Here is a 24,986-nt window from a genome sequence, read left to right as displayed (position 1 = left end):
CCATGTTTTCATGGCCTGCGGCAATCTGGAGAGCGGGTATGGTGAAATTGGTAGACACGCCAGATTTAGGTTCTGGTGCCGCAAGGCGTGGGAGTTCAAGTCTCTCTACCCGCACCACTATTGCGATCGGGCTGGGAGGAACGGAACTCTTGATAGCATTGAGAGCGTATCCGGGATAAGCGCGGCATCCGGCTGAGGCTTACGTCAGCCCGCTGGAATGCCTAGGAATTTGACACGTCGCGGCAGGACGGACGCTCCCGCATCGGCAGAGAAACGATCGGCTGTCCCGTCACGGCCGCTACGAAGTGAAGGTAAGACAATGCAGGTTATCGAAACGCTCGCTGAAGGGCTGAAGCGCGAAATCAAGGTCGTCGTTCCGGCGAAAGACATGGAAGCGAAGATGAACGAGCGCCTGGCGGAAGCCAAGGACAAGGTTCGCATCAACGGCTTCCGCCCCGGCAAGGTGCCGGTCTCGCACCTGAAGAAGGTTTACGGCAAGTCGATCATGGCCGAACTCGTCAACGAGATCGTTCGTGAAAAGCCGACCGAAATCCTCTCCGAGCGTGGCGAAAAGTCTGCGACCCAGCCGGCCGTCGCCATGACCGAAGACGAAGCCGAAGCCGACAAGATCCTGTCCGCTGAAGCCGATTTCGAATTCACGCTCTCCTATGAAGTCATCCCGCCGATCGAACTGAAGTCGGTCGATGGCATCAAGGTGACCCGCGAAGTCGTCGAGATCGAGGAAGAGGAAGTTACCGAGCAGATCCTCAAGATCGCCGAGAGCGCCCGTTCCTTCGAAGCCAAGAAGGGCAAGGCCGCCAATGGCGACCGCGTCACCATGGATTACCTCGGCAAGGTTGACGGCGAAGCCTTCGAAGGCGGCGCTGCAGAAGATGCCGATCTGGTTCTCGGCTCCGGCCGCTTCATCCCGGGCTTCGAAGATCAGCTCGTCGGCGTCAAGGCCGGCGACGAGAAGACCATCACCGTGACCTTCCCGGAAGAATATCCGGCGGCAAACCTTGCCGGCAAGGAAGCCACCTTCGACGTCAAGGTCAAGGAAGTGGCGGCCCCGGGCGAAGTCGAGATCAATGACGACCTCGCTTCCAAGCTCGGCCTCGAATCCGCCGACAAGCTGAAGGAAATCGTCCGCAGCCAGATCGAGGGCCAGTACGGTCAGGTCACGCGCCAGAAGGTCAAGCGTCAGATCCTCGACCAGCTTGACGAACTCTACAAGTTCGACACGCCGCAGTCGCTCGTGGACGCCGAGTTCGAAAACATCTGGCGCCAGATCAACACCGACCTGGAACAGTCCGGCAAGACCTTCGAAGACGAAGACACGACGGAAGAAAAGGCACGCGAGGAGTACACCAAGCTTGCTGAACGCCGCGTCCGTCTCGGCCTCGTTCTCTCCGAAATCGGCGAAAAGGCCGGCATCGAAGTGACCGAAGACGAAATGCAGCGCGCTCTCTACGACCAGCTGCGCAACTTCCCGGGCCAGGAGAAGGAAATCATCAACTTCTTCCGCAACACGCCCGGCGCTTCCGCCTCGCTGCGCGCCCCGATCTTCGAAGAAAAGGTGGTCGACCACCTGCTCGGCGAAGTGAAGGTCACCGACAAGACCGTCAGCAAGGAAGAGCTGATGGCCGACGATGAAGCCGAAGGCTCGGAAGAGAAGAAGGCAGCGCCGAAGAAGAAGGCAGCCCCGAAGAAGGCAAAGGCTGAAGCAGCCGACGCCGCCGAGGCCAGCGAAGAAGAAGCCGCTCCGAAGAAGAAGGCGGCTCCGAAAAAGAAGAAGGCGGACGACGCCGCTGAGTGATCAGACATTTGGGAGGCTTCGGCCTCCCAAATTGTTTCTGCCTCGCCCCCGTCGCGACGGATATCTGACGTGCTTTTTGCAGGGCATCTGGCGGATAATTATTTTCATTGTGAAACAATTGGTTAATGACTTAGTAAGGCAAACATAACAGTCTCTCCAGCAACAAGTGATGGAGTGAAAAAGGCCCATGTTTCCAATTGATTTCGGCGGATATGAAAAGTCGCTGCTGGCGGCCGTTGACAAATCCCATGCGGTCATCGAATTCGATCTGACCGGAACGATCCTCAATGCCAATAAGAACTTCTGCGATGCGCTCGGCTATCAACGTGCCGACATCATCGGGAAGAAGCACCGGTTGTTTGTCGATCCTGCCGAAGCGGAATCGAATGCCTATCGGGATTTCTGGCAGAGGCTTGGTGAGGGCCGATACGAACAAGGCCAGTTCAAGCGCTATGGCAAGGGCGGACGTGAGGTCTGGATCGAGGCCACCTATAATCCGATCTTCAAGCGTGGCAAGCCCTACCGGATCGTGAAGCTTGCCACCGACATCACCGCCAAAAAGCTGGCGAGCATCGAGAACGAGGGGAAGTTGGAGGCTCTTGACAGGGCCCAGGCCATCATCGAGTTCACACCGAAGGGTGAGATCATCACCGCCAATGGCAATTTCCTCAAGACATTCGGCTACGAACTGTCGGAAATTCGCGGCAAGCACCACTCGATGTTCTGCGAGGCGGACTATGTCCGCAATCCACAATACACCGCTTTCTGGCGGGATCTGGCGGCCGGCCATTTCAAGTCCGATCAGTTTACCCGTATCGCCAAAAATGGTGAGAAGGTCTTTATCCAGGCGTCGTACAATCCGGTGATGGGCGCGGACGGCCGCGTGATCAAGGTGGTCAAGTTTGCGAGCGACGTCTCGGGACGCGTCAAGGCGTTGGAAGCGGTCGGCGCCGGCCTCAACCGCCTGTCGGATTGCAATATCCGCATCACGATCGACGAGCCGTTCATTCCGGAATTTGACCATCTGCGCACAGACTTCAACACGTCGATCGCCAAGTTCCAGGAGACGCTGGTTGAGGTTCTCAAGCAGACCAATGACCTTGCCGGCGAGAGCCAGCAGATGAGCAGCGCCTCTGAAGGCCTGGCACGGCGCACCGAGCAGCAGGCCGCGGCGTTGGAGCAGACATCGGCCGCGCTGGAGGAAATTACCGTGACGGTCCGTCAATCCTCCGAGCGCACCCATGAGACGCGCCGCCTGGTCGGCGATGCCCGCAAGGCTGCCTCCGCGTCGGTAGACGTCGTGGGGAATGCCATCCAGGCAATCAACCGGATCCAGAGTGCCTCGCAGGAGATTGGCAAGATCATCGACGTGATCGACCAGATCGCCTTTCAGACCAACCTCCTGGCACTCAACGCCGGCGTCGAGGCGGCGCGTGCGGGCGACGCGGGCAAGGGCTTCGCCGTCGTCGCGCAGGAGGTCCGCGACCTGGCGCAACGATCGGCGAACGCTGCCAAGGAAATTGCCGGGTTGATCAACAATTCGTCAAAGGAAGTGGGCGAGGGGGTCCGGTTCGTCGGCGAAACCGGTGAGGCGCTGAAGAAGATCGAAGAGTTGGTCGAAGCCATCGACCGCAATGTCGATGCCATCAACACGGCGGCCAGAGAACAGTCGACGAGCCTCGGAGAAATCAACTCCGCGGTCAACCAGCTCGACCAGATGACACAGCAGAACTCCGGCCTCGTGGGCAATACGGCCCACATCAGCGAGCGTCTTGCCTCTGGAGCGGCGCGCCTTGCCGAACTGGTCAATCGCTTCAAGCTCAACCGGCGCGGTACGATCCGCGAACCGGGTTCGGATGCAGCCAATCACAAGCCGCGCCGTCAGAACGCCGCCTGAGCACAAGGCAAGTCGCCCAAATACAGACGGCCTCCCTCCCGTATGCGGGAGGCCGTTTGCATGCAATTACCTCGCAGAGGTGTGTTCTGGCTTATTCCGCTGCCTTGGCTTCGTCGCGCAGCTCGCCCATGCGGTTCCAGGCGTCGAGACCGGCGATCTTGTAGGCCTCCGCCAGCGTCGGGTAGTTGAAGGTGTTCTCGACGAAGTATTCGACCGTTCCCTTGAGGTTGAGCACGGCCTGGCCGATATGGACGAGCTCGGTCGCGCCTTCGCCGACGATGTGGATGCCGAGCAGGCGGCGCGTCTTCAGCGAGAAGATCAGCTTGAGGAGACCGGTGTCGAGGCCCATGATATGGCCGCGGGAGGTCTCGCGGAAACGCGCAATGCCGCATTCATAGGGAATGCCGCGCTCCTTTACTTCTTCCTCCGTCAGGCCGCAGGTGGAAATTTCCGGCACGGCATAGATGCCATAGGGGAAATAGTGCGGCGGATCGGCATGGCTCGCTCCGACCGCATGGCGGGCGGCAATCCGCCCCTGTTCCATCGAGGTCGAGGCAAGCGACGGAAAACCGACGACGTCGCCGGCGGCGTAGATGTGCGGCACATCGGTCTGGAAGGTCGTCGGATTGACCTTGAGCCGTCCGCGGCTGTCCGCCGTCAGGCCCGCAGCCTCCAGCCCGATCGTATCGGTCGCGCCCATGCGCCCGGCCGCAAACAGCACCATGTCCGCGGTGATCAGCCGGCCGGTCTTCAGCGTGATCCGGCATTTTCCGCCCGGCTCGCGCTCGATCTTCTCGGCCGTTTCGCCGAGCATCAGCTTCATGTTGCGGTCGCGCAGCTGGTAGATGAAGTCGTTGACGATTTCCTTGTCGATGAAGTCGAGCATCGTGTTGCGCGGCTCGATCAGCGTTACCTGAACGTCGAGCGCCGAAAAGATCGTCGCATACTCGATGCCGATGACGCCGGCGCCGATAACTGCCAGGGAGCGGGGCAGGGTCTTCAATTCCAGCAGCTCGTCACTGTCGATGATGGCGTCGTTGTCGAAGGGAATGTAATCCGGTCGGAACGGCCGCGTACCGATCGCGAGCAGGATCGCTCTGCCCTCGACCCTTAAGATCTCGCCATCGCTCTTCTCGATTTCCAGCGTGTGCGGATCGACGAAATGCGCCTTGCCGCGCAGGTGGTGCACGTGGTTGCGGGCAAACTGATGCTCCAGCACCTCGACTTCATAGTCCAGCGTCTTCAGGAGCCGCATGCGCAGGTCCTCGGCGCTGATTTCCTGCTTGACCCGGTAGGAGCGGCCATAGAAGCCGCGCTCGCGCCAGCCGGTCAGGTTGAGGGCCGTTTCGCGCAGAGTTTTGGAAGGGATGGTACCCGTATGCACGGACACCCCGCCGACGCGGCGGCCCTGCTCGACCACCAGCACATCCTTGCCGAGCTTGGCGGCCTGGATGGCAGCGCGACGGCCTGCCGGGCCGCTGCCGATGACGATGAGATCATATCGGTTCATGGTGGTGTCCGTGGCTGACAATGTGATTCCTCCACATATCAACAAGAATCATGCTGCGATGCAATATGACCAGCGCAACGATATCCCGCCGATCATCGTGATCTAGCGGGATTCTGTGACGGGCATATGCCGACTGCCTGAAACTAGGGCTTGAACCGGACGGCGGCGCGCTGATTGGCGACAGACAGTTGAACGGTGGCGAATTCGTCCCGACGCTCCGGGAGCGTCATTGCCCCCAGCCGACGACGCCCTTGATCTCCAGAAAGTCGTGGATGCCCCAGCCGGCATATTCGCGCCCGTTGCCGGACTGCTTGTAGCCGCCAAACGGCGCAAACGTGTCCCAGTCGGGATAGTTCAGATAGACCGACCCGGCCCGCATGCGCTTTGCCACCGCGCGGGCATGCTCGATGTTGCCGGACTGGATGTAGGCGGCGAGCCCGTAGACCGTGTCGTTGGCAATGCGGATTGCCTCCTCTTCGTCTTCGTAGGAGAGGATTGAGAGCACCGGTCCGAAGATTTCCTCCCGCGCGATCGTCATGTCGGGAGTGACATGGCCGAAGACCGTCGGACGGACATAGTAGCCGCGATTGAGGCCCTCCGGCCGGCCGGGGCCGCCGGTCACGAGCGTCGCGCCTTCGGCGATGCCGGCTTCGATCAGCCGCTGGATCTTGTCGTACTGCACCTGGCTGACGACCGGGCCGAGATCGGTCTCCGCCTTGCGCGGATCCCCGGTGGTGAAAGCCTCCGCGGCGGTCCTGGCGAGCGCCAGGGCCTCGTCGTGCCGGTCCTTCGGCACCAGCATGCGCGTCGGGGCATCGCAGGATTGCCCCGAATTGCCGAAACAACCCTTCACGCCTTCGGTGACGGCGGTGTCGAAATCGGCATCCGGCAGGATGATGTTGGCCGATTTGCCGCCGAGCTCCTGTGCGACGCGCTTGACGGTGTCTGCCGCCGTTCGGGCGACGATGATGCCGGCCCGCGTGGAGCCGGTGAAGGACACCATGTCGACGTCGGGATGACCGGCCATGACCTGGCCGACATCGGGGCCGGTGCCGTTGATCAGATTGAACACGCCCTTCGGCGTCCCGGCGGCCTCCATGACCTCGGCGAAGATGATGCCGCTGATCGGTGCGATCTCGGACGGCTTCAGGACCACCGTGCAACCGGCGGCAATAGCCGGCGCGACCTTGCAGACGATCTGGTTCAATGGCCAGTTCCAGGGCGTGATCAGCGCGCAGACGCCGATCGGTTCGCGAAGAACGGTCGTCGTCCCGATCGTTTCGGAAAAGTGCATGGCTTCGAAGGCGGCAATGGTTGCCTCCAGATGGGCGCGGCCGGCCCATGCCTGGCTGTCGCGGGCAAAGGCGATCGGCGCCCCCATTTCCCGGCTGACGGCCCGAGCGATGTCTTCGAAGCGGTCGTTGTAGGCCGCGAGGATCCGCTTGAGCAGCGCGAGGCGGTCTTCCCGCGTGCTGAAGGCAAACGTCTCGAACGCCCGTCTGGCCGCCGCCACCGCAGCGTCGACGTCGGCCGGCCCGCCAATCGCAATCTGCGTGAAGGGCTCCTCTGTCGACGGATCGATGACGTCGAGCGTCCGCGCCTCGTCCGGGTCCACCCATGCGCCGTCGATGAAGAACTTGAGATGGTGGGACATGGTGCCTCCGGGAACGGGTCAACTGGAGGGGGCAGTATGCATGAGGCTGGCACGACCGCAACTGCCGGGGCGGGCGGGAAGGGAACTCTGCACGCAAACGAAAGCGGGGCCTGTGAAGGCCCCGCCGTAATGCCTGAATTAAAGCCGCAGACTAGTGCAGGATCTGGCTCAGGAAGAGCTTGGTGCGCTCGTGCTGCGGATTGTCGAAGAATTCGGCCGGCGAATTCTGTTCGACGATCTGCCCCTGGTCCATGAAGATGACGCGATCGGCGACCTGGCGCGCAAAGCCCATTTCGTGGGTCACGCACAGCATGGTCATGCCTTCTTCGGCGAGACCGACCATGGTGTCGAGCACTTCCTTGACCATTTCCGGGTCGAGCGCCGAGGTCGGTTCGTCGAACAGCATGATCTTCGGCTTCATGCACAGCGAGCGGGCGATCGCCACGCGCTGCTGCTGACCGCCGGAGAGCTGGCCCGGATACTTGTTGGCCTGTTCCGGGATCTTGACGCGCTCGAGGAAGTGCATGGCGATCTGTTCGGCCTCACGCTTCGGCATCTTGCGCACCCAGATCGGCGCCAGCGTGCAGTTTTCCAGAATCGTCAGATGCGGGAAGAGGTTGAAGTGCTGGAACACCATGCCGACTTCCCGTCGGATTTCGTCGATCTTCTTCAGGTCGTTCGTCAGCTCGATGCCGTCGACGACGATCTTGCCCTTCTGGTGCTCTTCCAGACGATTGATGCAGCGGATCATTGTCGACTTGCCGGAGCCCGACGGACCGGCGATGACGATGCGTTCGCCCGACGTCACCTTCAGATTGATGTCACGCAGCACGTGGAACTCGCCGTACCACTTGTTCATGCCGGTGATTTCGATGGCCGTATCGGTCTTGGGCTTGGCAGCGCCAGTTGTTTGAACTTGTGCCATTTCAGTATTCCCCTGAGGTTTTTAGCGTTTGTGACCGGTGTCGAGGTGACGTTCCATGAACTGCGAATACCGCGACATGCCGAAGCAGAAGATCCAGTAGACCATGCCGGCAAAGACAAAGGCGGTAATCGGCGTCACGGGGGTCGCCCAGTTCGCGTCCGAGAAGTTCAGCGTGACGATGCCGAGCAGGTCGAACATACCGATGATGGAGACGAGCGAGGTGTCCTTGAACAGACCAATGAAGGTGTTGACGATGCCCGGGATGACAAGCTTGAGGGCCTGCGGCAGGATGATCAGCCGCATTTTCTGCCAGTAGCTCAACCCGAGCGAATCGGCGCCTTCGAACTGACCCTTCGGGATGGCCTGCAGGCCGCCGCGGATCACTTCCGCCATATAGGCGGACGAAAACAGCGACACGCCGATGAGCGCGCGCAGGAGCTTGTCGAAGGTCCAGCCGTCAGGCAGGAACAGCGGCAGCATGACGCTCGCCATGAACAGGACCGTGATCAGCGGAACGCCGCGGATGACCTCGATGAAAACGACGCAGAGCAGCCGGATGACGGGCATGTTCGACCGTCGTCCGAGTGCCAGCACGATGCCGACCGGCAGCGAGACAACGATACCGAAGAAGGACAGGATCAGGGTGATCATCAGTCCGCCCCAGAGCGGCGTTTCCACGTGCGGGAGACCGAAGCCGCCGAGCAGCAGGAAGAACGACACGAAGGGCAGCACCAGGAAGAGAAGAAACGCGTTCCAGCCCTTGTACGGCGCCTTCGGGATCAGCATCGGGATCAGCAGCACGACGAACATCGCCATGACCAGCATCGGCCGCCAGCGCTCCACATACGGATAGCGACCGAAGATGAACTGCTGGAATTTCGCACCGACGAAGGCCCAGCATGCGCCGCTCTGGCCGTCCGGCAGGACGCCGCCCTGCGCGATGGTGGCGCAGGCGGTACGATCGCTGCCGGTCCAGACGGCATTGATCAGCAGCCAGTCGATGATGCCCGGCAGGATGTAGGCCAGCAGCGCCAGGGCGACGATCGTCAGTACGACGTCCTTGGGCGTTGCCAGCAGGTTCTCGCGGAGCCAGTGAATGGGGCCGACGGCGCTGGATGGCGCCGGCTGGGCCGGTGCCATTTCGCCACGCACGTAGGCAAGGTTTTTCGTAGCCATGTGCTTACCTCTCGACCAGTGCCATCTTGGCGTTGAACCAGTTCATGAACATCGCCGTGCTGATGGACATCGACAGGTAGATCAACAGCCACAGTCCGACGATTTCGACGGCCTGGCCGGTCTGGTTCAGCATCGTCCCACCGACGGCCACCACGTCGGCGAAGCCGACGGCGACGGCGAGCGAGGAGTTCTTGGTGAGGTTCAGGTACTGGCTGGTCAGCGGCGGAATGATGATCCGGAGCGCCTGCGGGATGATGATCAGCCGCGTGGTGACGCCGGACCTTAAGCCAAGTGCATTGGCGGCTTCCGTCTGGCCCTTGGCGACCGCCTTGATGCCGCCGCGGACGATTTCCGCGATGAAGGCTGCCGTGTAGAAGGAAAGCGCCAGGTAGAGCGACATGAACTCCGGACCGATCAGCGATCCGCCCTGGAGGTTGAAGCGGCCGGCGACGGGAATGTCGAAGGTGACCGGCATGCCCATGACGAGGAAGACCAGGATCGGCAGGCCGATGATCAGGCCCAGGCTGGCCCAACCCTTCGGAAACTGCTGTCCGGTCGCCATCTGCCGCTTGGTCGCCCAGCGGGAGACGACGATCGCGGCGATGATGCCGATCACGAAGGCCGCGAGCACGAACAACATGCCTTCGCCGAAGATCGCCTTGGGATAGGCAAACCCGCGGTTGCTGAGGAAGATGTCGAAGGGAAGCTTGATGGCATCCTTCGGCTGCGGAAGGATCGCCAGCACGCCCTTGTACCAGAAGAAGATGACGAGGAGCGGCGGGATGTTGCGGAAGATTTCCACATAGACCTGGCAGATCTTAGCGATCAGCCAGTTGTGGGACAGCCGACCGATGCCGACCAGGAAGCCGATGATCGAGGCAGTGACGATGCCGAAAACCGCGACCTGGAGGGTGTTGAGGATGCCGACGACGAGCGCCCGGCCATAGGTCGAGTCGCTGGAATATGCGATCAGGTGCTGGCCGATATCGAAACCGGCGCGGCCGTTCAGGAAGCCGAAACCTGAGGCGATGTTGGCTTTCTGAAGATTGTGAATGGTGTTGTTCGTCACGGTCCAGACGAAAAGGACCAGCAAGGCGACGGTGACGACCTGATAGAAAATCCCACGGACTTTCGGGTCGTAGATGAGTGACGTGCCACTGCTGGATCCGGCGTTTGGCGAGCTTAACGCATGGTCAGCCATTTTGCCTTTTCCCCTTATTCTCCCTTTGCGGGAGTCTTCATTGCCCTTGCGGGGTTGCACATGGGGAGGCAGCGTTGCCACTGCCTCCCCACATCAAGTCAGTAATGAACTTGTCTTAGCGGATCGGCGGAGCGTACTGCAGGCCGCCCTTGGTCCACAGTGCGTTGATGCCGCGGTCGATCTTCAGGGGCGTTTCCGGACCGACGTTGCGGGCGAAGACTTCACCGTAGTTACCGACCTGCTTGATGATGTTGTAGGCCCAGTCGTTGGAGACGCCGAGATCGGTACCGATCTTGGTGCCTTCTTCGGAACCGAGGATACGCTTGATGTCCGGGCTGCCGTTGGCCTTCATGTCGTCGACATTGGCCGAGGTGATGCCGAGTTCTTCAGCATTGACCATGGCGTAGTGAACCCAGCTGACGAGGTCGAACCACTGGTCGTCGCCCTGGCGGACGGCCGGGCCAAGCGGCTCCTTGGAGATGACTTCCGGCAGAACCATGTTGTCGTCCGGGCTGCTCAGCGTCAGACGGATGGCATAGAGGCCCGACTGGTCGGTGGTGTAGACGTCGCAACGGCCGGCGTCATAAGCGCCGGTGGCATCGGCTTCCTTTTCGAACACGACCGGCTTGTACTCGAGGCCGTTGGCCTTGAAGTAGTCGGCGAGGTTGAGTTCGGTCGTCGTGCCGGTCTGAACGCAGACGGCGGCGCCGGAGAGTTCGAGAGCGGACGAAACGCCGAGGCTCTTCTTCACCATGAAGCCCTGGCCGTCATAGTAGTTGACGGTACGGAAGTTGAAGCCGAGCGAGGTGTCGCGGCTGATCGTCCAGGTGGTGTTACGCGTCAGGACGTCGACTTCGCCGGACTGCAGGGCCGGAAAGCGGTCCTTGCTGGAGAGGGGCGTGAACTTCGCCTTGGTTGCGTCGCCGAAGACGGCGGCTGCGATGCCACGGCAATAATCAACGTCGAGACCAGACCATTCCCCTTTGTCGTTCGGGTTCGAGAAGCCCGGAATACCCTGGCTCACACCGCACTGCACGAAGCCCTTGGCCTTGACGTCGTCCAGCGTCGTAGCAGAAGCGGCGTGTGCGCCGAGGCCAAAGACTGCTGCGCCGAGAGCGGCGGACAGAAGTGTCTTTTTCATTTTTCCCAACCTTATGTTTGTCTGTTGTCTTAAGACTGTTTGGCGCAAGGCCGATCCGTTTTCAGACCAGCCCCGCACGTCTCGCGAAACCTCCCGGTGCGAGTACCGCTATCACAGTCGCAAAAAATGCTGAGGGTCAACCCTTATCTAATATTTCGCCTTCGCAATTGCGGCTTTTGGTAAAAACAGGCGGCAAAACAGGCAGAAACCGTCAAATGAGGCAGTTTGCTGCATAAAAAAGTGACAAGTCGGCCATTCCAGCCCATCTGACGTTACGGCAGTTTACCGGGACATCTCGCGCTTGACGGGACTGTCCATCCGGGCCATGTCTGACATCGACATCCTCCCCGTATCCACAGTTTTTCTATGATAGGCAGACCCCGATGAACGATATGAAGTCAAAGCTGGATGGTGCCGGCATCAACACCCGCCTGGCGCACAGCGGAAACAATCCGCGCGAGTTTCATGGATTCGTCAATCCGCCGGTCGTCCACGCCTCGACGGTCCTGTTTCCCGATGCGCACACCATGGAGACGCGCGGACAGAAATATTCCTACGGCACGCGCGGCACACCGACCTCCGATGCGCTGGCCGATGCGATCAACGCGCTGGAAGGCTCCGAGGGGACGATCCTGCTGCCGTCCGGCCTTGCCGCCGTCACGGTTCCGTTCCTCGCCTTCCTCTCTTCCGGCGATCACGCCCTGATCGTTGATTCGGTCTACGGTCCGACCCGCCACTTCTGCGACACCATGCTGAAGCGTCTGGGCATCGAGGCCGAATATTACGACCCGGAAATCGGCGCCGGCATCGAAACCCTGATGCGCCCGAACACGAAGCTCGTCCACACCGAGGCGCCGGGCTCCAACACGTTCGAGATGCAGGATATCGGCGCGATTTCAGCCGTCGCCCACCGCCACGGTGCTGTCGTGACGATGGACAACACCTGGGCCACGCCGCTCTTCTTCCGTCCGCTCGACCATGGTGTCGACATTTCAATCCATGCCGCGACCAAGTATCCGTCCGGCCATTCCGACGTGCTCTTCGGCACGGTTTCAGCCAACAAGGAATGCTGGCCCCGTCTCTGGGACGGCAACTTCACGCTCGGCATGTGCGCCGCGCCCGACGATGCCTACCAGATCCTGCGCGGGCTACGCACCATGGGCATTCGCCTCGAACGCCACCAGGACAGCGCATTGGAGCTTGCCCGCTGGCTGGAGACGCGCGACGACGTGGCGCGGGTGCTCCATCCGGCGCTCGAAAGCTTCCCCGGCCATGAGATCTGGAAGCGGGACTTCACCGGCGCCAGCGGCATCTTCTCCATCGTTCTGGCCGCCGGCGACCCCGCCCGCTTCAAGGCCAAGGCGCATGCCTTCCTCGATGCCCTGCGGCTGTTCGGCCTCGGCTATTCCTGGGGCGGCTTCGAAAGCCTCGCCGTGCACGTCAACCTCTCCGACCGCACGATCCGCAAGGCACCGACCGAAGGGCCGGTGCTGCGCCTGCAGATCGGTCTGGAAGATGTCGCGGATATCAGGAAGGACATCGAGGCGGGGCTTGCCGCAGCCGCGGTGGTCTGAGGGACGGGGGCGTCAGCCCCCGATCCGGTAGCCGTAGATCCAGTCGAGATCTCCGGCAAGTGACTGCGGCGATCGCATGGAGAGGATGAGGTCCCGGCCGATACGGACAGGACCGGTCGCGTGATAGGCGAACTTGTTGAAGGCGGCCCGGCGCGACAGTTTTGTGGCCCGCTCGCGGCGGCGGCTTTCGAAGGTCGCCAGTGCCGGGACCGGCTGCAGGCGGGCAACCAGGGCGGCGAGTTCGAACGCATCCTCGATCGCCATGGCAGCCCCCTGTGCGGCAAACGGCATCATCGCATGCGCCGCATCCCCGATCAGCACGGTGTCGACGCCATTCTGCCAGCGGCCGGAGCCAACCTCGTTCAATGGCCAGAAGACGGGCCGTTCGGCGTCGCCGAGGAGCTTGCGGATCGTGCCGTGCCAACTCCTGAATGCGCTCTCCATCAAGGCGCGGCCGGCCGGATCGCTGGGCGCGTTCCACGTTTCGCCGGGATTGATGCCGGAGGTGATGGCGACGAGGTTGAAGCCGCCGGCTTCCTTCAGCGGATAGCAGACGAGGTGCGCCGAGGGTCCGAGCAGGGCGGTTACCGAATCGCGACGCAGGACTTCCGGCGCCTGATCGGCCGGCACGACGAAGCGCCAGGCGACATTGCCGGAAAAACGCGGCACGGGCGCGCCGGGAACGCGGCTTCTGACCCGCGACCATACGCCATCCGCCCCGATAAGGAGGGCGGCGCCGCTCTCCGCCATCGCGGCCTCAAGCGTTTCAGGTTCCAGCCGATGGCCGAGCTCCAGCCGGCACAGCGTATTGTCCCGCACGGCTTCGACAAGCGCCTTCTGCAGCGTCGCGCGGTGCAGAACGCCATAGGGTGCGCCCCAGCGGCGGCGACCGGCAGCTCCTAGCGGCACACTTGCCAGTGTCGCCAGCGACTGGCCGGAGACCAGGTTGATCGCCTCCGGTTCCAGCCACACGCTTTCCAGCCTCGAGAGAACGCCGACGTCGGCCAGAAGCCGCGATGCGTTTGGCGAAATCTGCAATCCTGCGCCGACCTCCTGCAGGTCGACTGCCTGCTCGATGATGCGCGAGGAAATGCCGGCGCGCGCCATTGCGAGCGCCGCGGTCAGGCCGGCAATGCCGGCGCCGGCGATCAATACGGATTTGATGGTCATGGAAGTGCCGCCGTTCTCTTGTCGCGGCCGGGGCGCTGGGGCAGGCGCCACGCGGCCGGAGACCGCCTGATCAGGCGGCGTTCATATGAAAGGTGCAGCCGGCCGGAACGGTTTCGTCCGCCTTCAGCGCCGGATTGTACTTGTAGAGCGTTGAGCAGTAGGAACAGACCTTCTCGTTGTCGTCGCCCATGTCGATGAAGATGTGCGGATGGTCGAAGGGAACGGACGCGCCCGTGCACATGAACTCCTTCACGCCGATCTGGATTTCGCGGTATCCGCCGTCGTTCTGGAAGTGCGGAATTGAGTGGCCGGCCATGATGGTCTCCGTAGCGGTTATCGATTGCGCCGGACATTATCGCCGATCATTTGAAATGTGTAGGGTTGAAATCGCGTGTTCGCCGTGGTTTTTCACCGCATCTTCCAAGCGCTGGCCGGCGAGAGCGGCCAGATCGTCAAGACCGGAGCCCCCGTCACGCCATGAACCTCAATGCGCCGAGCTTTTCGTCCTTCGTCCATGACGGCCTGAATATCGCCTATTTCGATGAAGGCGACGCGAGTGGGGAGCCGATCCTGCTGATCCACGGCTTCGCCTCGACCGCAACGGTCAACTGGGTGCATCCCGGCTGGCTGAAGACGCTGGGCGATGCCGGCTACCGGGTGATCGCGCTCGACAATCGCGGCCATGGCCGGAGCGACAAGCCGCATGATCCCGCCGTCTATCATCCGGAGATGATGGCCGGTGATGCGCTGGCGCTCCTCGATCATCTCGGCATTCACCAAGCGCATGTCATGGGCTATTCCATGGGCGCGCGGATTTCGGCCTTCCTGGCGCTTTCCGATCCGCATCGGTTGCGGTCCGTCATCTTCGGCGGTCTCGGCATGGGCATGTGCGACGGGGTTGGGGACTGGGACCCGATCGCCGACGCCCTGCTTGCCGCCTCAATCGACGACGTCACGCATGAACGCGGCCGCATGTTCCGCGCCTTCGCCGACCAGACGAAGAGCGACCGTCTGGCGCTTGCCGCCTGCATCGCCACCTCGCGGGATCTCGTCTCCCGCGAGAAGATCGCCAAGCTCGATCTGCCGGTGCTGATCGGCGTCGGGACAAAGGACGATATCGCCGGTTCGGCGCAGGAACTCGCCGACCTGATCCCCAATGCCGTGGCGCTCGACATTCCCGGCCGTGACCATATGCTGGCCGTTGGTGACAAGGTGTTCAAGAAGGCCGTTCTGGAGTTTCTGGAGCGCGTCTCCGGTCAGTGACATGCCGGCATGCAAACCGACCGTTAATCGCGTTCGCGCCGGCTATTTGTAAAAGCTCCGGCGTCCTCTATATTGAGCCGATGCTCGTTGCCAGCAAGGAGACGACCGATGGTCGCACAACACGACGCCCGCAGGGCCGAACAGGTCAAGTCGATGGACCCGATCTGGGATAGCATGCGCCAGGAGGCCAGCGCCGCCGCGCTCAGCGATCCGGTCCTGACGGCTTTCCTGTATTCGACGGTTCTCAATCACAAGAGCCTCGAAGATTGCGTCATCTATCGCATCTGCGAGCGGCTCGATCATCCCGACCTGCAGGCGACGCTTCTGCGCCAGACGTTTGAAGAAATGCTCGCCGAGGAACCGGAGTGGAGCAGCACCCTGCGCGTCGACATCCAGGCCGTCTATGACCGCGACCCGGCCTGCACGCGCTTCCTCGAGCCGGTGCTCTACTTCAAGGGTTTCCATGCCATCCAGACGCATCGGTTGGCCCATTGGCTCTGGCACAAGGGACGCCGTGACTTCGCGCTCTATCTGCAGTCACGCTCGTCCAGCGTCTTCCAGACGGACATCAATCCGGCCGCACGGATGGGCAAGGGCATCTTCCTCGATCACGCGACGGGACTGGTTGTCGGTTCGACTGCCGTCATCGGCGACAACGTGTCGATCCTGCAGGACGTCACCCTTGGCGGCACCGGCAAGGAAAGCGGCGACCGTCATCCGAAGATCGGCAACGGCGTGTTGATCGGTGCCGGCGCCAAGGTGCTGGGGAATATCGAAATCGGTTGCTGCTCGCGTATCGCATCGGGCTCGGTGGTGCTGAAGCCGGTGCCGCCAAGCTCGACCGTTGCCGGCGTGCCGGCCAAGGTCGTGGGCGAGGCCGGCTGCTCGGAGCCGTCGCGGTCCATGGACCAGACACATCTGCCTGGCGACTGATCGGCCCTGCTTTTCCGCCGCAGGCCGGATCGGGCCTTTACAGCCCGTACCCTGCATGCGAGAAGCGCGGCAAATCTGTGGACCCCGATGGAGAAAGTTCAGTGAAACCTGAAGAGATCAAGAAGCTCGACGCCTATTTCAAGAGCAATTTCAATCCGACCATGGTCGTCAAGGCGCGTCCACGCAAGGACGACTCGGCGGAAGTCTATCTCGGCGAAGAGTTCCTCGGCGTCGTCTTCCGCGACGACGAGGACGGCGATCTCTCCTACAATTTCTCGATGGCGATCCTCGACATCGATCTCTGATCCGGCCCTGATCGGTCAGACCTTTATGAACACGAAACGAAAGCCGGTGGTCCTGCCACCGGCTTTCGTCGTTTCGGCCGCCGTATCGCCGGGTCACCTGCGAAACCTTGTCGCTGCTGCCGGCGGCGCGGCGGTGCCGGACCCGGCTTTCACGTCATCTTCCTGACGCAGGCCACGTGGACAATGGCGGTGCGGATAACACGTCCCGTCAAATTGCTGCATTGCACAAAAAATCTTGACTTTGATTGTGCGATGCATTATCTCCATCAGCAACAGTCGTTATCGAAAGGAACTGCATCATGTATAATTTCGAGGAAGCAAGCCTGAAGGGCAAGGAAGCCATGGATGCGATGCTGAAGACCTATTCGGACATCACAAAGGGCTTTCAGGGTATCGCTGCCGAAGCTGCCGATTATTCCAAGAAGTCCTTCCAGGATGGCGTTGCCCATATGGAAGCGCTCGCCGGCACCCGCAGCATCGAAGCTGCGATGGAGCTGCAGACCAGCTTCCTGAAGTCCTCCTACGAAGGCTTCGTCGCTCAGTCGACCAAGATGAGCGAAATGTATGCCGACCTCGCCAAGACGGCCTACAAGCCGTACGAAGGCGCAGTTGCCAAGGCTGAGGAATACGTCGCGGCCTGATAAGGTCGGCCGACCCGACTTTGACGGTTCTCATTCGAGAGGCCGGTTGCTTTGATGCGACCGGCCTCTTGGCGTTCTGGAAGGGCCAATTGCAACATTCCACACGCAAATATGTTCGCGGCGCCGAAATGGGGACTTAAAATTTCGCGGCAATGATCTAAGTTAGTAGGATGATTTGAACGGCAGCCATTCAGGCGGCCGCTCATGCGCCAACAGGAAAGTGAAAGAATGATCGCTGAGCCGATCCTTATGCAACAAGATGACGATGGCCGCGGCGACGGCGCGGGGCGCGGGACCTCTGTCATCACCAAGACGAAACCGAAGACCAAGAAACCCAGTCTGTATCGCGTTCTTCTCCTCAATGACGACTACACTCCCATGGAGTTCGTCATCCACATTCTCGAACGGTTCTTCCAGAAGGACCGGGAGAGCGCGACCATCATCATGCTTCATGTCCACAATCACGGAGTTGGAGAATGCGGTGTCTTTACCTACGAAATCGCTGAGACCAAAGTCAGTCAGGTGATGGACTTCGCCCGCCAGCACCAGCATCCGCTGCAATGTGTCATGGAAAAGAAGTGAGGAACCAAGCGTGCCAACATTTTCGCCGAGCCTGGAAAAGGCACTGCATCAGGCACTGACCTACGCAAACGAGCGTCATCAGGAATATGCGACGCTCGAGCATCTGCTTCTCGCCTTGATAGACGATCCGGATGCGTCAGCGGTCATGGGTGCCTGCAATGTCAATCTCGACACCCTGAGAAAAACACTGGTCGACTATGTCGACACCGAACTCGCCAATCTGATCACCGGATATGACGAGGATTCCAAACCGACCGCCGGCTTCCAGCGGGTGATCCAGCGCGCAGTCATTCACGTCCAGTCCTCCGGACGGGAAGAGGTGACCGGCGCCAATGTTCTCGTCGCCATCTTCGCCGAGCGGGAAAGCCATGCGGCCTTCTTCCTGCAGGAGCAGGAGATGACGCGCTACGACGCGGTCAACTACATCTCGCACGGCATCGGCAAGCGCCCCGGCGCCTCCCAGCCGCGTTCGCCGCGTGGTGCCGATGACGGTCCTGCCGAAAGCAAGCCGTCCGCCTCCCGTTCAGGCGATGAGGACGGCCCGAAGAAGCAGCAGGATGCGCTGAAGGCCTATTGCGTCAACCTCAACGAGAAGGCGCTGAAGGGCAAGATCGACCCGCTGATCGGCCGTGAGGCCGAAGTCAACCGGACGATCCAGGTCTTGTGCCGCCGCTCGAAGAACAACCCGCTCTATGTCGGCGATCCCGGCGTCGGCAAGACGGCGATTGCCGAAGGCCTTGCCAAGCGGATCGTCGAAGGCAAGGTGCCGGAAGCGCTGGAAGATGCGACCATCTTCTCGCTCGACATGGGTACGCTCTTGGCCGGCACGCGCTACCGCGGCGATTTCGAAGAGCGGCTGAAGCAGGTCGTCAAAGAACTCGAGGAGTTCCCGGGCGCCGTGCTGTTCATCGACGAGATCCATACGGTGATCGGCGCCGGCGCCACCTCGGGCGGCGCGATGGATGCGTCGAACCTGTTGAAGCCGGCTCTGTCCTCCGGGGCCATCCGCTGCATCGGCTCGACCACCTACAAGGAGTACCGCCAGTTCTTCGAGAAGGACCGGGCGCTCGTCCGTCGCTTCCAGAAGATCGACGTCAACGAACCGTCGATCGACGATGCCGTCGCCATCATGAAGGGCCTGAAGCCGTATTTCGAGGAGTATCACAACCTTCGCTATACGAACGAGGCGATCAAGGCGGCTGTCGAACTGTCGGCCCGCTACATCTCCGATCGCAAGCTTCCGGACAAGGCGATCGACGTCATCGACGAGACCGGTGCCGCACAGATGCTTCTGCCGGCCTCGCGCCGCCGCAAGATGATCACAGAGAAGGAGATCGAGGCGACGATCGCGACCATGGCCCGCATCCCGCCGAAGACGGTGTCGAAGGACGACGAGATGGTGCTTGCCAATCTCGAGCAGGAACTGCGTTCTGTCGTCTACGGTCAGGACAAGGCGATCGAGGCGCTCTCGACCTCGATCAAGCTCGCCCGGGCGGGCCTTCGCGAGCCGAACAAGCCGATCGGCGCCTATGTCTTCTCCGGCCCGACCGGCGTCGGCAAGACCGAGGTCGCCAAGCAGCTGGCGTCGTCGCTCGGCGTCGAACTGTTGCGCTTCGACATGTCGGAATACATGGAACGCCATACGGTCTCGCGACTGCTCGGCGCGCCTCCCGGCTATGTCGGCTTCGACCAGGGCGGCCTTCTGACCGACAGCGTCGACCAGCATCCGCATTCGGTCGTGCTGCTCGATGAAATCGAGAAGGCGCATCCGGACATCTTCAACATCCTGCTGCAGGTCATGGACCACGGTTCGTTGACCGATCACAACGGCAAGAAGATCGACTTCCGCAACGTCATCCTGATCATGACGACGAATGCCGGCGCATCGGAAATGTCGAAGTCGGCGATCGGCTTCGGCTCGTCCAGGCGCACCGGCGAAGACGAGGAGGCGCTCAACCGCCTGTTCACGCCGGAGTTCCGCAACCGTCTCGATGCGACGATCCCGTTTGCTCCGCTGCCGACGTCGATCATCCATCAGGTCGTGCAGAAGTTCATCATGCAGCTGGAAGCCCAGCTCTCCGAGCGCAACGTCACCTTCGATCTCGAAGAGGACGCAATCGCCTGGCTGGCCGAGAAGGGCTACGACGAAAAGATGGGCGCGCGTCCGCTCGCCCGCGTCATTCAGGAGCATATCAAGAAGGAACTCGCCAACGAGATCCTGTTTGGCAAGCTCAAGAAGGGCGGCGTCGTGCATGTGACGACCGGCAAGAAGGCGGATGGATCCGTCGGCCTGATCCTCGAGGCGATCCCGGACGGCGCGCCCGTCCAGCCCAAGAAGGAAGAGGTCGCGAGCGAGGCCGAGCCGGATCTCGACGACCCCAAGGGCGACAAGGATGGCGAAACGGCGACCAAGCCGAAGCGGTCCTCCAAGGCGTCCGCGAAGAAGTAATCGCCACCCGAATCGTAAGGGTCACAAATTAAAATGCCGGGCTCTCTTGCCCGGCATTTATGTTTTGAGCTAACGACTTATCCATGGAAATGGCGACAGCGACGACGGCCGGACGATCGAACGCATACTGGTTTGCGACCGGCATGCGCGGCATCTATTCGTTGCCGGCCTTGATCCTGATGTCGTCTTTCGTCGGCTTCTGCGCCTTTGCCGTGCAATCGGGTGTGAGCCGCGGCGAGGCGGCCTTCATGGTCGGCGCCGTCTGGGCGCTGCCGTCCAAGATGATCCTGGTCGGCTCGGCGACCGGCGGGGCCGGCCTGCTGGCGAGCTTCATCGCCGTGGCGCTCTCGGCCATCCGACTGATGCCGATGGTCGCCGCCCTGATCCCCGAGATCAAGACGGAACGCACGCCGACATGGCTTCTCCTGTTCCTGTCGCATTTCATCGCGGTGACCGCCTGGGTGTTCACCATGCAGCGCATCAAGGATGTGCCGCGCGACCGGCGGATCGCCTTCTTTGCCGGTTTCGGCATGACGCTGACGACCGCCAACATCATCTTGGTGACCGTCTGTTTCGGCGTCGTCTCCGATCTGCCGCCGATCCTCGCCGGTGCGCTGTTCTTCCTGACGCCGATCTACTTCCTGACCTCTCTCTGGGCTTCGGCGCAGCATCCGGTGGTCAACATCGCGCTGCTGACCGGCCTTGTTGCCGGTCCCGTCTTCACCATCCTCGCGCCGGGTTTCGACATCCTCTATGCGGGTCTCGCCGGCGGCACCGCCGCCTATGTCATCGACCGCGTGCGGCGCAAGGGCTGGGGGACGCGCTGATGATGGTGCCCGGACCCTGGTGGTGGCCCTATGTCTTCATCCTGATTGCCGGCTGGCTTGCGACCGACATCTGGCGCTGGCTCGGCGTGCTGATCGGCAACCGGCTGGACGAGAATTCCGAGAGCCTGCAATGGGTGAGGGCGGTCGCCACTTCTCTCGTGGCTGCCGTGATCGCCAAACTGATCCTGTTTCCCTCGGGCACGCTTGCCGGCACGCCGCTCTGGCTGCGCCTCGGTTCGGCCGTCATCGGCTTCGGCATCTTCCTCGCCACTGGCCGCAAGCCGGCCATCGGCATCGCCGCCAGTCTGGGACTGCTGATCGCCGGGCTCTACGTGCTGGGTTACTGAGGGCACATCAGGGATCGATCGCCTTGAGTATGGCGTGCCAGTTTTGCCGTCCGCCGAGAACACGCAGCACGACGATTCCGCCTTGCTCCGGCAAATAGACGATCAGATGCGATCTGTGGACGTGGATGTGCACGGGCGGCTCAATGTCGCTGTATTGACGCCCCAGCTTCGGCGACCGAACCAGAAGTACGAAAATACTGTTAAGTTCATCGATATAGCGATCAGCCTGATCGAGCGACCATGTCTCCGCCGTGTAGCGCCAGATGTCTTCGATATCCTGCAGGGCCTTTGGCGAAAGCCTGAAGCCGCTGGATTTATCGGGCTCCATGACCTTCACGCATGCGCTGTTTGAAGGTCGCAGCATCGAATGGCTTCGGCTCGCCGCTTTCGACGCCTTCGCTAACGGCCGCCTGAAGAGTTGCCAGTGCCTGATGGCGCTCCTGATCCTTGCGGATCAGGTCTCGCACGTAGTCGCTTGAATTGCTGTAGCGGCCGTTGCTGGCCTGCTCTTCCACCCAGGACTTCATCTGTTCGGGCAGTGACACATTCATCGTTGCCATGAGAGCCTCCAGATTACCGAGGCACGATAGAGCCGATCGGGAGGACAGTCAAAGCAAATGGCAAACTTTGCCAATTCTCGTCGTCCCACTTTCAAAGCGCCGATTTGAGCTTTTCCGCGTTGGCGGCGAGCACGGTGTTGTCTTCCATCGTCCCGGTGTGCGGCTTCAGCGGGATGCCGTCGAAGCGCGGGATGACGTGGAAATGCAGGTGGAACACCGACTGGCCGGCCGGCGCCTCGTTGAACTGGACGATCTGCACGCCGTCGGCCTCGAAGGCGACCTTGGCGGCGACGGCGATCTTCTGCACGACCGGCAGCAGCTTTTCGAGCGTGCGCGCGTCGGCGTCGAGAAGGTTGCGGGACGGAGCCTTCGGCACGACCAGCGTATGGCCCGTACCCTGCGGCATGACATCCATGAACGCGACCGTGTCGGCATCCTCGTAGACGCGATGCGATGGGATTTCACCGCGCAGGATCTTCGCAAAGATATTGTCGGCGTCGTAGACTTGGCTCTTCGGCATGGTGCCTCTCTCCCTGTTCTCGTTTGCTCCTGTCTATCAAGCCGACGGGCAGGCCTTCAAGCGGATAGTGGCGGGTGTGGTGGGTGGATCAATCCTGCTCGGGCGCGCCCTTCTTGAACGGGCTGTGCGCCGTTAGGATTTCGCCCATGTGCTCGACGTCCTGGCGCTCGTGGACGAGATAGTTGGCGACGGCATCGCGCAGGCCCTTGTGAGCGATGTAATGGGCCGAATGGGTGGTCACCGGCACGTAGCCGCGGGCAAGCTTGTGTTCGCCCTGCGCGCCGGCCTCGACCCGCTTCAGCTTCTTTTCCAAGGCAAAGTCGATCGCCTGGTGATAGCAGACTTCGAAGTGGAGGAACGGGTGGTCCTCGATGCAGCCCCAGTGACGGCCGAAGAGGACGTCGCCGCCGATAAAATTGATCGCGCCGGCGATATAGCGGCCATCGCGTTTGGCCATCACCAGCAAAATGTCGTCGGCCATGCGTTCGCCGATCAGCGAATAGAACTCGCGGGTCAGGTAGGGGCGGCCCCATTTGCGGCTGCCGGTGTCCATGTAGAAGGCGAAGAACTGGTCCCAGATCTCTTCCGTCAGGTCGCTGCCGGTCAGCCAGTCGATCTCGATGCCGCCTTCCAGCGCCGCCCGCCGTTCCTTCTTCAGCGCCTTGCGCTTCCGCGAGGCGAGCGTGTCGAGGAAGTCCGCGTGATCGCGGTATCCCTCGTTGATGAAATGGAACTGCTGGTCGGTGCGGTGCAGGAAGCCGGCCTCCTCGAAGACGCCGACCTCGTCCTCCGGAACGAAGGTGGCATGCGCCGAGGAGACGCCAAGGCGCGTGGCGACCTCGCCATAGCCGGCTGCCAGCGTCTCGCGCACCATGGTCTTGTCCTGGCCGCTTGCGGCGAGCAGGCGCGGCCCGGTTGCCGGGGTGAAGGGGATCGCCGACTGGAGTTTCGGATAGTAATCGCCGCCGGCCCGCTCGAAGGCATCCGCCCAGGCATGGTCGAAGACGTATTCTCCCTGGCTGTGGCTCTTCAGGTAACAGGGAAGGGCGCCGAGAAGTTCACCGGCGTCGGTCTCCATCACCAGGTGGTGACCCAGCCATCCGGTCCGCCGTGTCGCTGATCCGGACTCCTCCAGAGACGACAGGAACGCATGCGACAGGAAGGGATTGTAGGGCGTTTCCTGGCCCTTGGAGGCGCCCGAAAGACGCCCCCAGCCCTCCGGCGAAATGGCCGGAAAGCTCTGCTCGACACGAATGGATACCGTTCCGGTCATGAAACGCCGGCTACTTCCCTTGGATCGAAACCTTCGAAGGTCATCTGGTCTGCGTAAAGCGCTGTCTGCTGTCGCCCGTATTCGTCGCGCACCGTCCAGGTGATGATCGGCACACCGCGCTTCTTCTGTCCTTCAATGAAAGCATTGGGAAGGTGTGCAGCGCAATAGGAAATGAAGTCCAGCCCGTATTGCATCGCCTCGTCGTGCTTGAAGAAGTCCTCGGGCTTCACGCCTTCGGCCGTCAGGCCGACAGGACGGGGCGAACCGAGCGCCTTCAGATCCTTCAGCAGCCAGTGGTCGAAGCTCATCAGCGCCACCGGACCGTCATAGCCTTCCAGCTCCTCGAGCACCGTTTCCGGAAAACCCTCGTCGTCGCCTTCGCTGCCCTTCAACTCGATGACGAGCGGAACGCGTCCCTTGACCAGCTGCAAGAGCTGCTTGAGCGTCGGCACCTTGTCGGCCGTGCCGCCGATCGACAGGAGGCCGAGTTCGCCCGACGTGCGCTCGCGCACATTGCCCGGAATGCCACAGAGACGGTCGAGCGTATGGTCGTGGAAGACCACCGGCACGCCATTCGAGGCGTAATGCAGGTCGCACTCGATGGCAAAGCCCGCGTCGACGGCGCGCTGGAAGGCCGAAAGGGTGTTTTCCCAGACGGTTTTGTTGGTGTCGTGATAGCCGCGATGGGCGATCGGTCGTTCGGTCAGCCAGCCGATGTCGCTCATGCTTCGATCTCGATGATGGCGTCGATTTCGACCGAAGCGTTCATCGGCAGGGCGGCCATGCCGACGGCGGCGCGGGCATGTTTGCCGGGTTCGCCCAGCGCATTGGCGATCAGGTTGGAGGCACCGTTGATGACGAGGTGCTGCTCCGTGAAATCGGGCGTCGAGGCGACGAAGCCGTTGAGCTTGATCACGCGCTTGATGCGGGAAAGGTCGCCGCCGAGCGCAGCGCTGGCCTGAGCGAGAATGTTGAGGGCGCAAAGCTCTGCCGCACGCTGCGCGGCGGAGACGTCCTGATCGCGGCCGACAAGGCCGGTCACCGCAATTTTGCCGCCTTCCATCGGCAATTGGCCGGAAAGATAGAGAAGGTTGCCGCTGACGACATAGGGAACATAGTTGGCCGCCGGAGCAGCGGCGACGGGAAGTTCGTATCCCATTTCCTTAAGGCGGGCTGTAATTGTCGCGGACACTTGTTGACTCCCTTTTTTGCTGTACAGTGT

At 61.6% G+C, this 24,986-nt stretch carries 24 protein-coding genes, 1 tRNA gene and 1 pseudogene; 12 read left to right on the top strand and 14 right to left on the bottom strand.

Annotated elements, in window-relative coordinates:
* The first annotated feature begins 32 nt into the window (after positions 1-32).
* From NN662_RS10600 to NN662_RS10590, 3 genes are all read left to right on the top strand, one after another.
* A tRNA-Leu gene (locus NN662_RS10600) sits at positions 33-117 on the top strand.
* Positions 118-319: 202 nt separating this feature from the next.
* Positions 320-1,816: a trigger factor gene (tig, locus tag NN662_RS10595; RefSeq protein ID WP_261930236.1), complete on the top strand. Its 1,497-nt coding sequence runs from the start codon at positions 320-322 to the stop codon at positions 1,814-1,816.
* Between the two features lie 187 nt (positions 1,817-2,003).
* Positions 2,004-3,713 carry a PAS domain-containing methyl-accepting chemotaxis protein gene (locus NN662_RS10590; protein ID WP_261930235.1) on the top strand — a complete coding sequence of 570 codons (1,710 nt, stop codon included), beginning with the start codon at positions 2,004-2,006 and terminating at the stop codon, positions 3,711-3,713.
* A gap of 91 nt (positions 3,714-3,804) precedes the next feature.
* Here NN662_RS10590 and sthA read toward each other — a convergent pair whose 3' ends face one another.
* The 6 genes from sthA to NN662_RS10560 form a co-directional block, all read right to left on the bottom strand.
* On the bottom strand, positions 3,805-5,223 hold the full coding sequence (sthA, locus tag NN662_RS10585) for a Si-specific NAD(P)(+) transhydrogenase (RefSeq protein WP_261930234.1): 1,419 nt from the start codon (positions 5,221-5,223) through the stop codon (positions 3,805-3,807).
* Positions 5,224-5,449: 226 nt separating this feature from the next.
* Positions 5,450-6,877, bottom strand: coding sequence for an aldehyde dehydrogenase family protein (locus NN662_RS10580; protein WP_261930233.1), 1,428 nt, complete (start codon positions 6,875-6,877; stop codon positions 5,450-5,452).
* A gap of 151 nt (positions 6,878-7,028) precedes the next feature.
* A complete protein-coding gene (locus tag NN662_RS10575; protein ID WP_315972590.1) occupies positions 7,029-7,802 on the bottom strand; it encodes an amino acid ABC transporter ATP-binding protein in 774 nt (257 codons plus the stop codon).
* Positions 7,803-7,823: 21 nt separating this feature from the next.
* The gene (locus tag NN662_RS10570; protein WP_261930232.1) at positions 7,824-8,978 is read right to left on the bottom strand and encodes an amino acid ABC transporter permease; all 1,155 of its coding nucleotides are present in this window, start codon (positions 8,976-8,978) and stop codon (positions 7,824-7,826) included.
* A gap of 4 nt (positions 8,979-8,982) precedes the next feature.
* The gene (locus tag NN662_RS10565; protein WP_261930231.1) at positions 8,983-10,179 is read right to left on the bottom strand and encodes an amino acid ABC transporter permease; all 1,197 of its coding nucleotides are present in this window, start codon (positions 10,177-10,179) and stop codon (positions 8,983-8,985) included.
* Positions 10,180-10,294: 115 nt separating this feature from the next.
* Positions 10,295-11,320, bottom strand: a complete 1,026-nt coding sequence (locus tag NN662_RS10560) for an amino acid ABC transporter substrate-binding protein (RefSeq protein WP_261930230.1) — start codon at positions 11,318-11,320, stop codon at positions 10,295-10,297.
* A gap of 383 nt (positions 11,321-11,703) precedes the next feature.
* On the opposite strand from NN662_RS10560, the gene NN662_RS10555 reads away from it, so the two are divergent.
* On the top strand, positions 11,704-12,894 hold the full coding sequence (locus NN662_RS10555; RefSeq protein WP_261930229.1) for a cystathionine beta-lyase: 1,191 nt from the start codon (positions 11,704-11,706) through the stop codon (positions 12,892-12,894).
* Between the two features lie 12 nt (positions 12,895-12,906).
* Here the strand turns inward: NN662_RS10555 and NN662_RS10550 are convergent, their stop codons facing one another.
* Positions 12,907-14,064 carry an FAD-dependent monooxygenase gene (locus tag NN662_RS10550; RefSeq protein ID WP_261930228.1) on the bottom strand — a complete coding sequence of 386 codons (1,158 nt, stop codon included), beginning with the start codon at positions 14,062-14,064 and terminating at the stop codon, positions 12,907-12,909.
* Between the two features lie 70 nt (positions 14,065-14,134).
* On the bottom strand, positions 14,135-14,380 hold the full coding sequence (locus NN662_RS10545) for a zinc-finger domain-containing protein (protein WP_261930227.1): 246 nt from the start codon (positions 14,378-14,380) through the stop codon (positions 14,135-14,137).
* A 161-nt stretch (positions 14,381-14,541) separates the two neighbouring features.
* Here NN662_RS10545 and NN662_RS10540 point away from each other — a divergent pair, with 161 nt between their 5' ends.
* From NN662_RS10540 to NN662_RS10505, 8 genes and pseudogenes are all read left to right on the top strand, one after another.
* Positions 14,542-15,327, top strand: coding sequence for an alpha/beta fold hydrolase (locus tag NN662_RS10540; RefSeq protein ID WP_261930226.1), 786 nt, complete (start codon positions 14,542-14,544; stop codon positions 15,325-15,327).
* A 108-nt stretch (positions 15,328-15,435) separates the two neighbouring features.
* Positions 15,436-16,260, top strand: a complete 825-nt coding sequence (gene cysE / locus NN662_RS10535; RefSeq protein WP_261930225.1) for a serine O-acetyltransferase — start codon at positions 15,436-15,438, stop codon at positions 16,258-16,260.
* A gap of 101 nt (positions 16,261-16,361) precedes the next feature.
* Entirely contained in the window at positions 16,362-16,565 is a 204-nt protein-coding gene (locus NN662_RS10530) for a DUF3126 family protein (RefSeq protein ID WP_261930224.1), read from the top strand.
* A gap of 299 nt (positions 16,566-16,864) precedes the next feature.
* Positions 16,865-17,206, top strand: coding sequence for a phasin family protein (locus NN662_RS10525; RefSeq protein ID WP_261930223.1), 342 nt, complete (start codon positions 16,865-16,867; stop codon positions 17,204-17,206).
* Positions 17,207-17,434: 228 nt separating this feature from the next.
* The gene (gene clpS / locus NN662_RS10520) at positions 17,435-17,788 is read left to right on the top strand and encodes an ATP-dependent Clp protease adapter ClpS (protein WP_261930222.1); all 354 of its coding nucleotides are present in this window, start codon (positions 17,435-17,437) and stop codon (positions 17,786-17,788) included.
* A 10-nt stretch (positions 17,789-17,798) separates the two neighbouring features.
* Positions 17,799-20,231, top strand: a pseudogene (gene clpA, locus NN662_RS10515) (ATP-dependent Clp protease ATP-binding subunit ClpA); the annotation flags it as partial.
* Between the two features lie 95 nt (positions 20,232-20,326).
* Positions 20,327-21,064 carry an AzlC family ABC transporter permease gene (locus NN662_RS10510; protein ID WP_261931931.1) on the top strand — a complete coding sequence of 246 codons (738 nt, stop codon included), beginning with the start codon at positions 20,327-20,329 and terminating at the stop codon, positions 21,062-21,064.
* 2 nt (positions 21,065-21,066) lie between these two features.
* The gene (locus NN662_RS10505) at positions 21,067-21,411 is read left to right on the top strand and encodes an AzlD domain-containing protein (protein ID WP_261931930.1); all 345 of its coding nucleotides are present in this window, start codon (positions 21,067-21,069) and stop codon (positions 21,409-21,411) included.
* A 7-nt stretch (positions 21,412-21,418) separates the two neighbouring features.
* Here NN662_RS10505 and NN662_RS10500 read toward each other — a convergent pair whose 3' ends face one another.
* The 6 genes from NN662_RS10500 to NN662_RS10475 all read right to left on the bottom strand — a co-directional run bounded on the left by NN662_RS10500 (position 21,419) and on the right by NN662_RS10475 (position 24,956).
* Complete coding sequence (locus tag NN662_RS10500) at positions 21,419-21,739, bottom strand: type II toxin-antitoxin system RelE/ParE family toxin (protein ID WP_261930221.1); 321 nt, start codon at positions 21,737-21,739, stop codon at positions 21,419-21,421.
* Positions 21,726-21,971 (bottom strand): type II toxin-antitoxin system ParD family antitoxin, encoded by a 246-nt coding sequence (locus NN662_RS10495; protein ID WP_261930220.1) that lies wholly within the window; start codon positions 21,969-21,971, stop codon positions 21,726-21,728. The genes NN662_RS10500 and NN662_RS10495 overlap by 14 nt, the downstream gene beginning before the upstream one ends.
* Positions 21,972-22,062: 91 nt before the next feature.
* The gene (locus NN662_RS10490; protein ID WP_261930219.1) at positions 22,063-22,491 is read right to left on the bottom strand and encodes an HIT family protein; all 429 of its coding nucleotides are present in this window, start codon (positions 22,489-22,491) and stop codon (positions 22,063-22,065) included.
* An 88-nt stretch (positions 22,492-22,579) separates the two neighbouring features.
* Positions 22,580-23,764 carry a GNAT family N-acetyltransferase gene (locus NN662_RS10485; protein ID WP_261930218.1) on the bottom strand — a complete coding sequence of 395 codons (1,185 nt, stop codon included), beginning with the start codon at positions 23,762-23,764 and terminating at the stop codon, positions 22,580-22,582.
* Entirely contained in the window at positions 23,761-24,489 is a 729-nt protein-coding gene (locus tag NN662_RS10480; RefSeq protein WP_261930217.1) for a glycerophosphodiester phosphodiesterase, read from the bottom strand. The genes NN662_RS10485 and NN662_RS10480 overlap by 4 nt, the downstream gene beginning before the upstream one ends.
* Positions 24,486-24,956, bottom strand: a complete 471-nt coding sequence (locus tag NN662_RS10475; RefSeq protein ID WP_261930216.1) for a RidA family protein — start codon at positions 24,954-24,956, stop codon at positions 24,486-24,488. Before NN662_RS10475 ends, NN662_RS10480 begins: the two co-directional genes overlap by 4 nt.
* Positions 24,957-24,986: the final 30 nt, after the last annotated feature.

It is taken from the genome of Rhizobium sp. NRK18, from assembly GCF_024385575.1.
GTDB lineage: Bacteria > Pseudomonadota > Alphaproteobacteria > Rhizobiales > Rhizobiaceae > JANFMV01.
The sequence above is the reverse complement of the archived record's forward strand: the minus strand, read 5'-3'. Positions and strand labels throughout refer to the sequence as shown.

Bases quoted from the DNA above. Each gene is read 5' to 3' on its own strand.
- cysE (WP_261930225.1), top strand. From the start codon at position 15,436: ATGGTCGCACAACACGACGCCCGCAGGGCCGAACAGGTCAAGTCGATG.
- NN662_RS10545 (WP_261930227.1), bottom strand. From the start codon at position 14,380: ATGGCCGGCCACTCAATTCCGCACTTCCAGAACGACGGCGGATACCGC.
- NN662_RS10580 (WP_261930233.1), bottom strand. From the start codon at position 6,877: ATGTCCCACCATCTCAAGTTCTTCATCGACGGCGCATGGGTGGACCCG.
- NN662_RS10570 (WP_261930232.1), bottom strand. From the start codon at position 8,978: ATGGCTACGAAAAACCTTGCCTACGTGCGTGGCGAAATGGCACCGGCC.
- NN662_RS10560 (WP_261930230.1), bottom strand. From the start codon at position 11,320: ATGAAAAAGACACTTCTGTCCGCCGCTCTCGGCGCAGCAGTCTTTGGC.
- tig (WP_261930236.1), top strand. From the start codon at position 320: ATGCAGGTTATCGAAACGCTCGCTGAAGGGCTGAAGCGCGAAATCAAG.
- NN662_RS10495 (WP_261930220.1), bottom strand. From the start codon at position 21,971: ATGGCAACGATGAATGTGTCACTGCCCGAACAGATGAAGTCCTGGGTG.
- NN662_RS10480 (WP_261930217.1), bottom strand. From the start codon at position 24,489: ATGAGCGACATCGGCTGGCTGACCGAACGACCGATCGCCCATCGCGGC.
- NN662_RS10510 (WP_261931931.1), top strand. From the start codon at position 20,327: ATGGCGACAGCGACGACGGCCGGACGATCGAACGCATACTGGTTTGCG.
- NN662_RS10550 (WP_261930228.1), bottom strand. From the start codon at position 14,064: ATGACCATCAAATCCGTATTGATCGCCGGCGCCGGCATTGCCGGCCTG.
- NN662_RS10505 (WP_261931930.1), top strand. From the start codon at position 21,067: ATGGTGCCCGGACCCTGGTGGTGGCCCTATGTCTTCATCCTGATTGCC.
- NN662_RS10575 (WP_315972590.1), bottom strand. From the start codon at position 7,802: ATGGCACAAGTTCAAACAACTGGCGCTGCCAAGCCCAAGACCGATACG.
- NN662_RS10590 (WP_261930235.1), top strand. From the start codon at position 2,004: ATGTTTCCAATTGATTTCGGCGGATATGAAAAGTCGCTGCTGGCGGCC.
- NN662_RS10525 (WP_261930223.1), top strand. From the start codon at position 16,865: ATGTATAATTTCGAGGAAGCAAGCCTGAAGGGCAAGGAAGCCATGGAT.
- NN662_RS10555 (WP_261930229.1), top strand. From the start codon at position 11,704: ATGAACGATATGAAGTCAAAGCTGGATGGTGCCGGCATCAACACCCGC.
- NN662_RS10490 (WP_261930219.1), bottom strand. From the start codon at position 22,491: ATGCCGAAGAGCCAAGTCTACGACGCCGACAATATCTTTGCGAAGATC.
- NN662_RS10540 (WP_261930226.1), top strand. From the start codon at position 14,542: ATGAACCTCAATGCGCCGAGCTTTTCGTCCTTCGTCCATGACGGCCTG.
- NN662_RS10500 (WP_261930221.1), bottom strand. From the start codon at position 21,739: ATGGAGCCCGATAAATCCAGCGGCTTCAGGCTTTCGCCAAAGGCCCTG.
- sthA (WP_261930234.1), bottom strand. From the start codon at position 5,223: ATGAACCGATATGATCTCATCGTCATCGGCAGCGGCCCGGCAGGCCGT.
- NN662_RS10485 (WP_261930218.1), bottom strand. From the start codon at position 23,764: ATGACCGGAACGGTATCCATTCGTGTCGAGCAGAGCTTTCCGGCCATT.
- clpS (WP_261930222.1), top strand. From the start codon at position 17,435: ATGATCGCTGAGCCGATCCTTATGCAACAAGATGACGATGGCCGCGGC.
- NN662_RS10565 (WP_261930231.1), bottom strand. From the start codon at position 10,179: ATGGCTGACCATGCGTTAAGCTCGCCAAACGCCGGATCCAGCAGTGGC.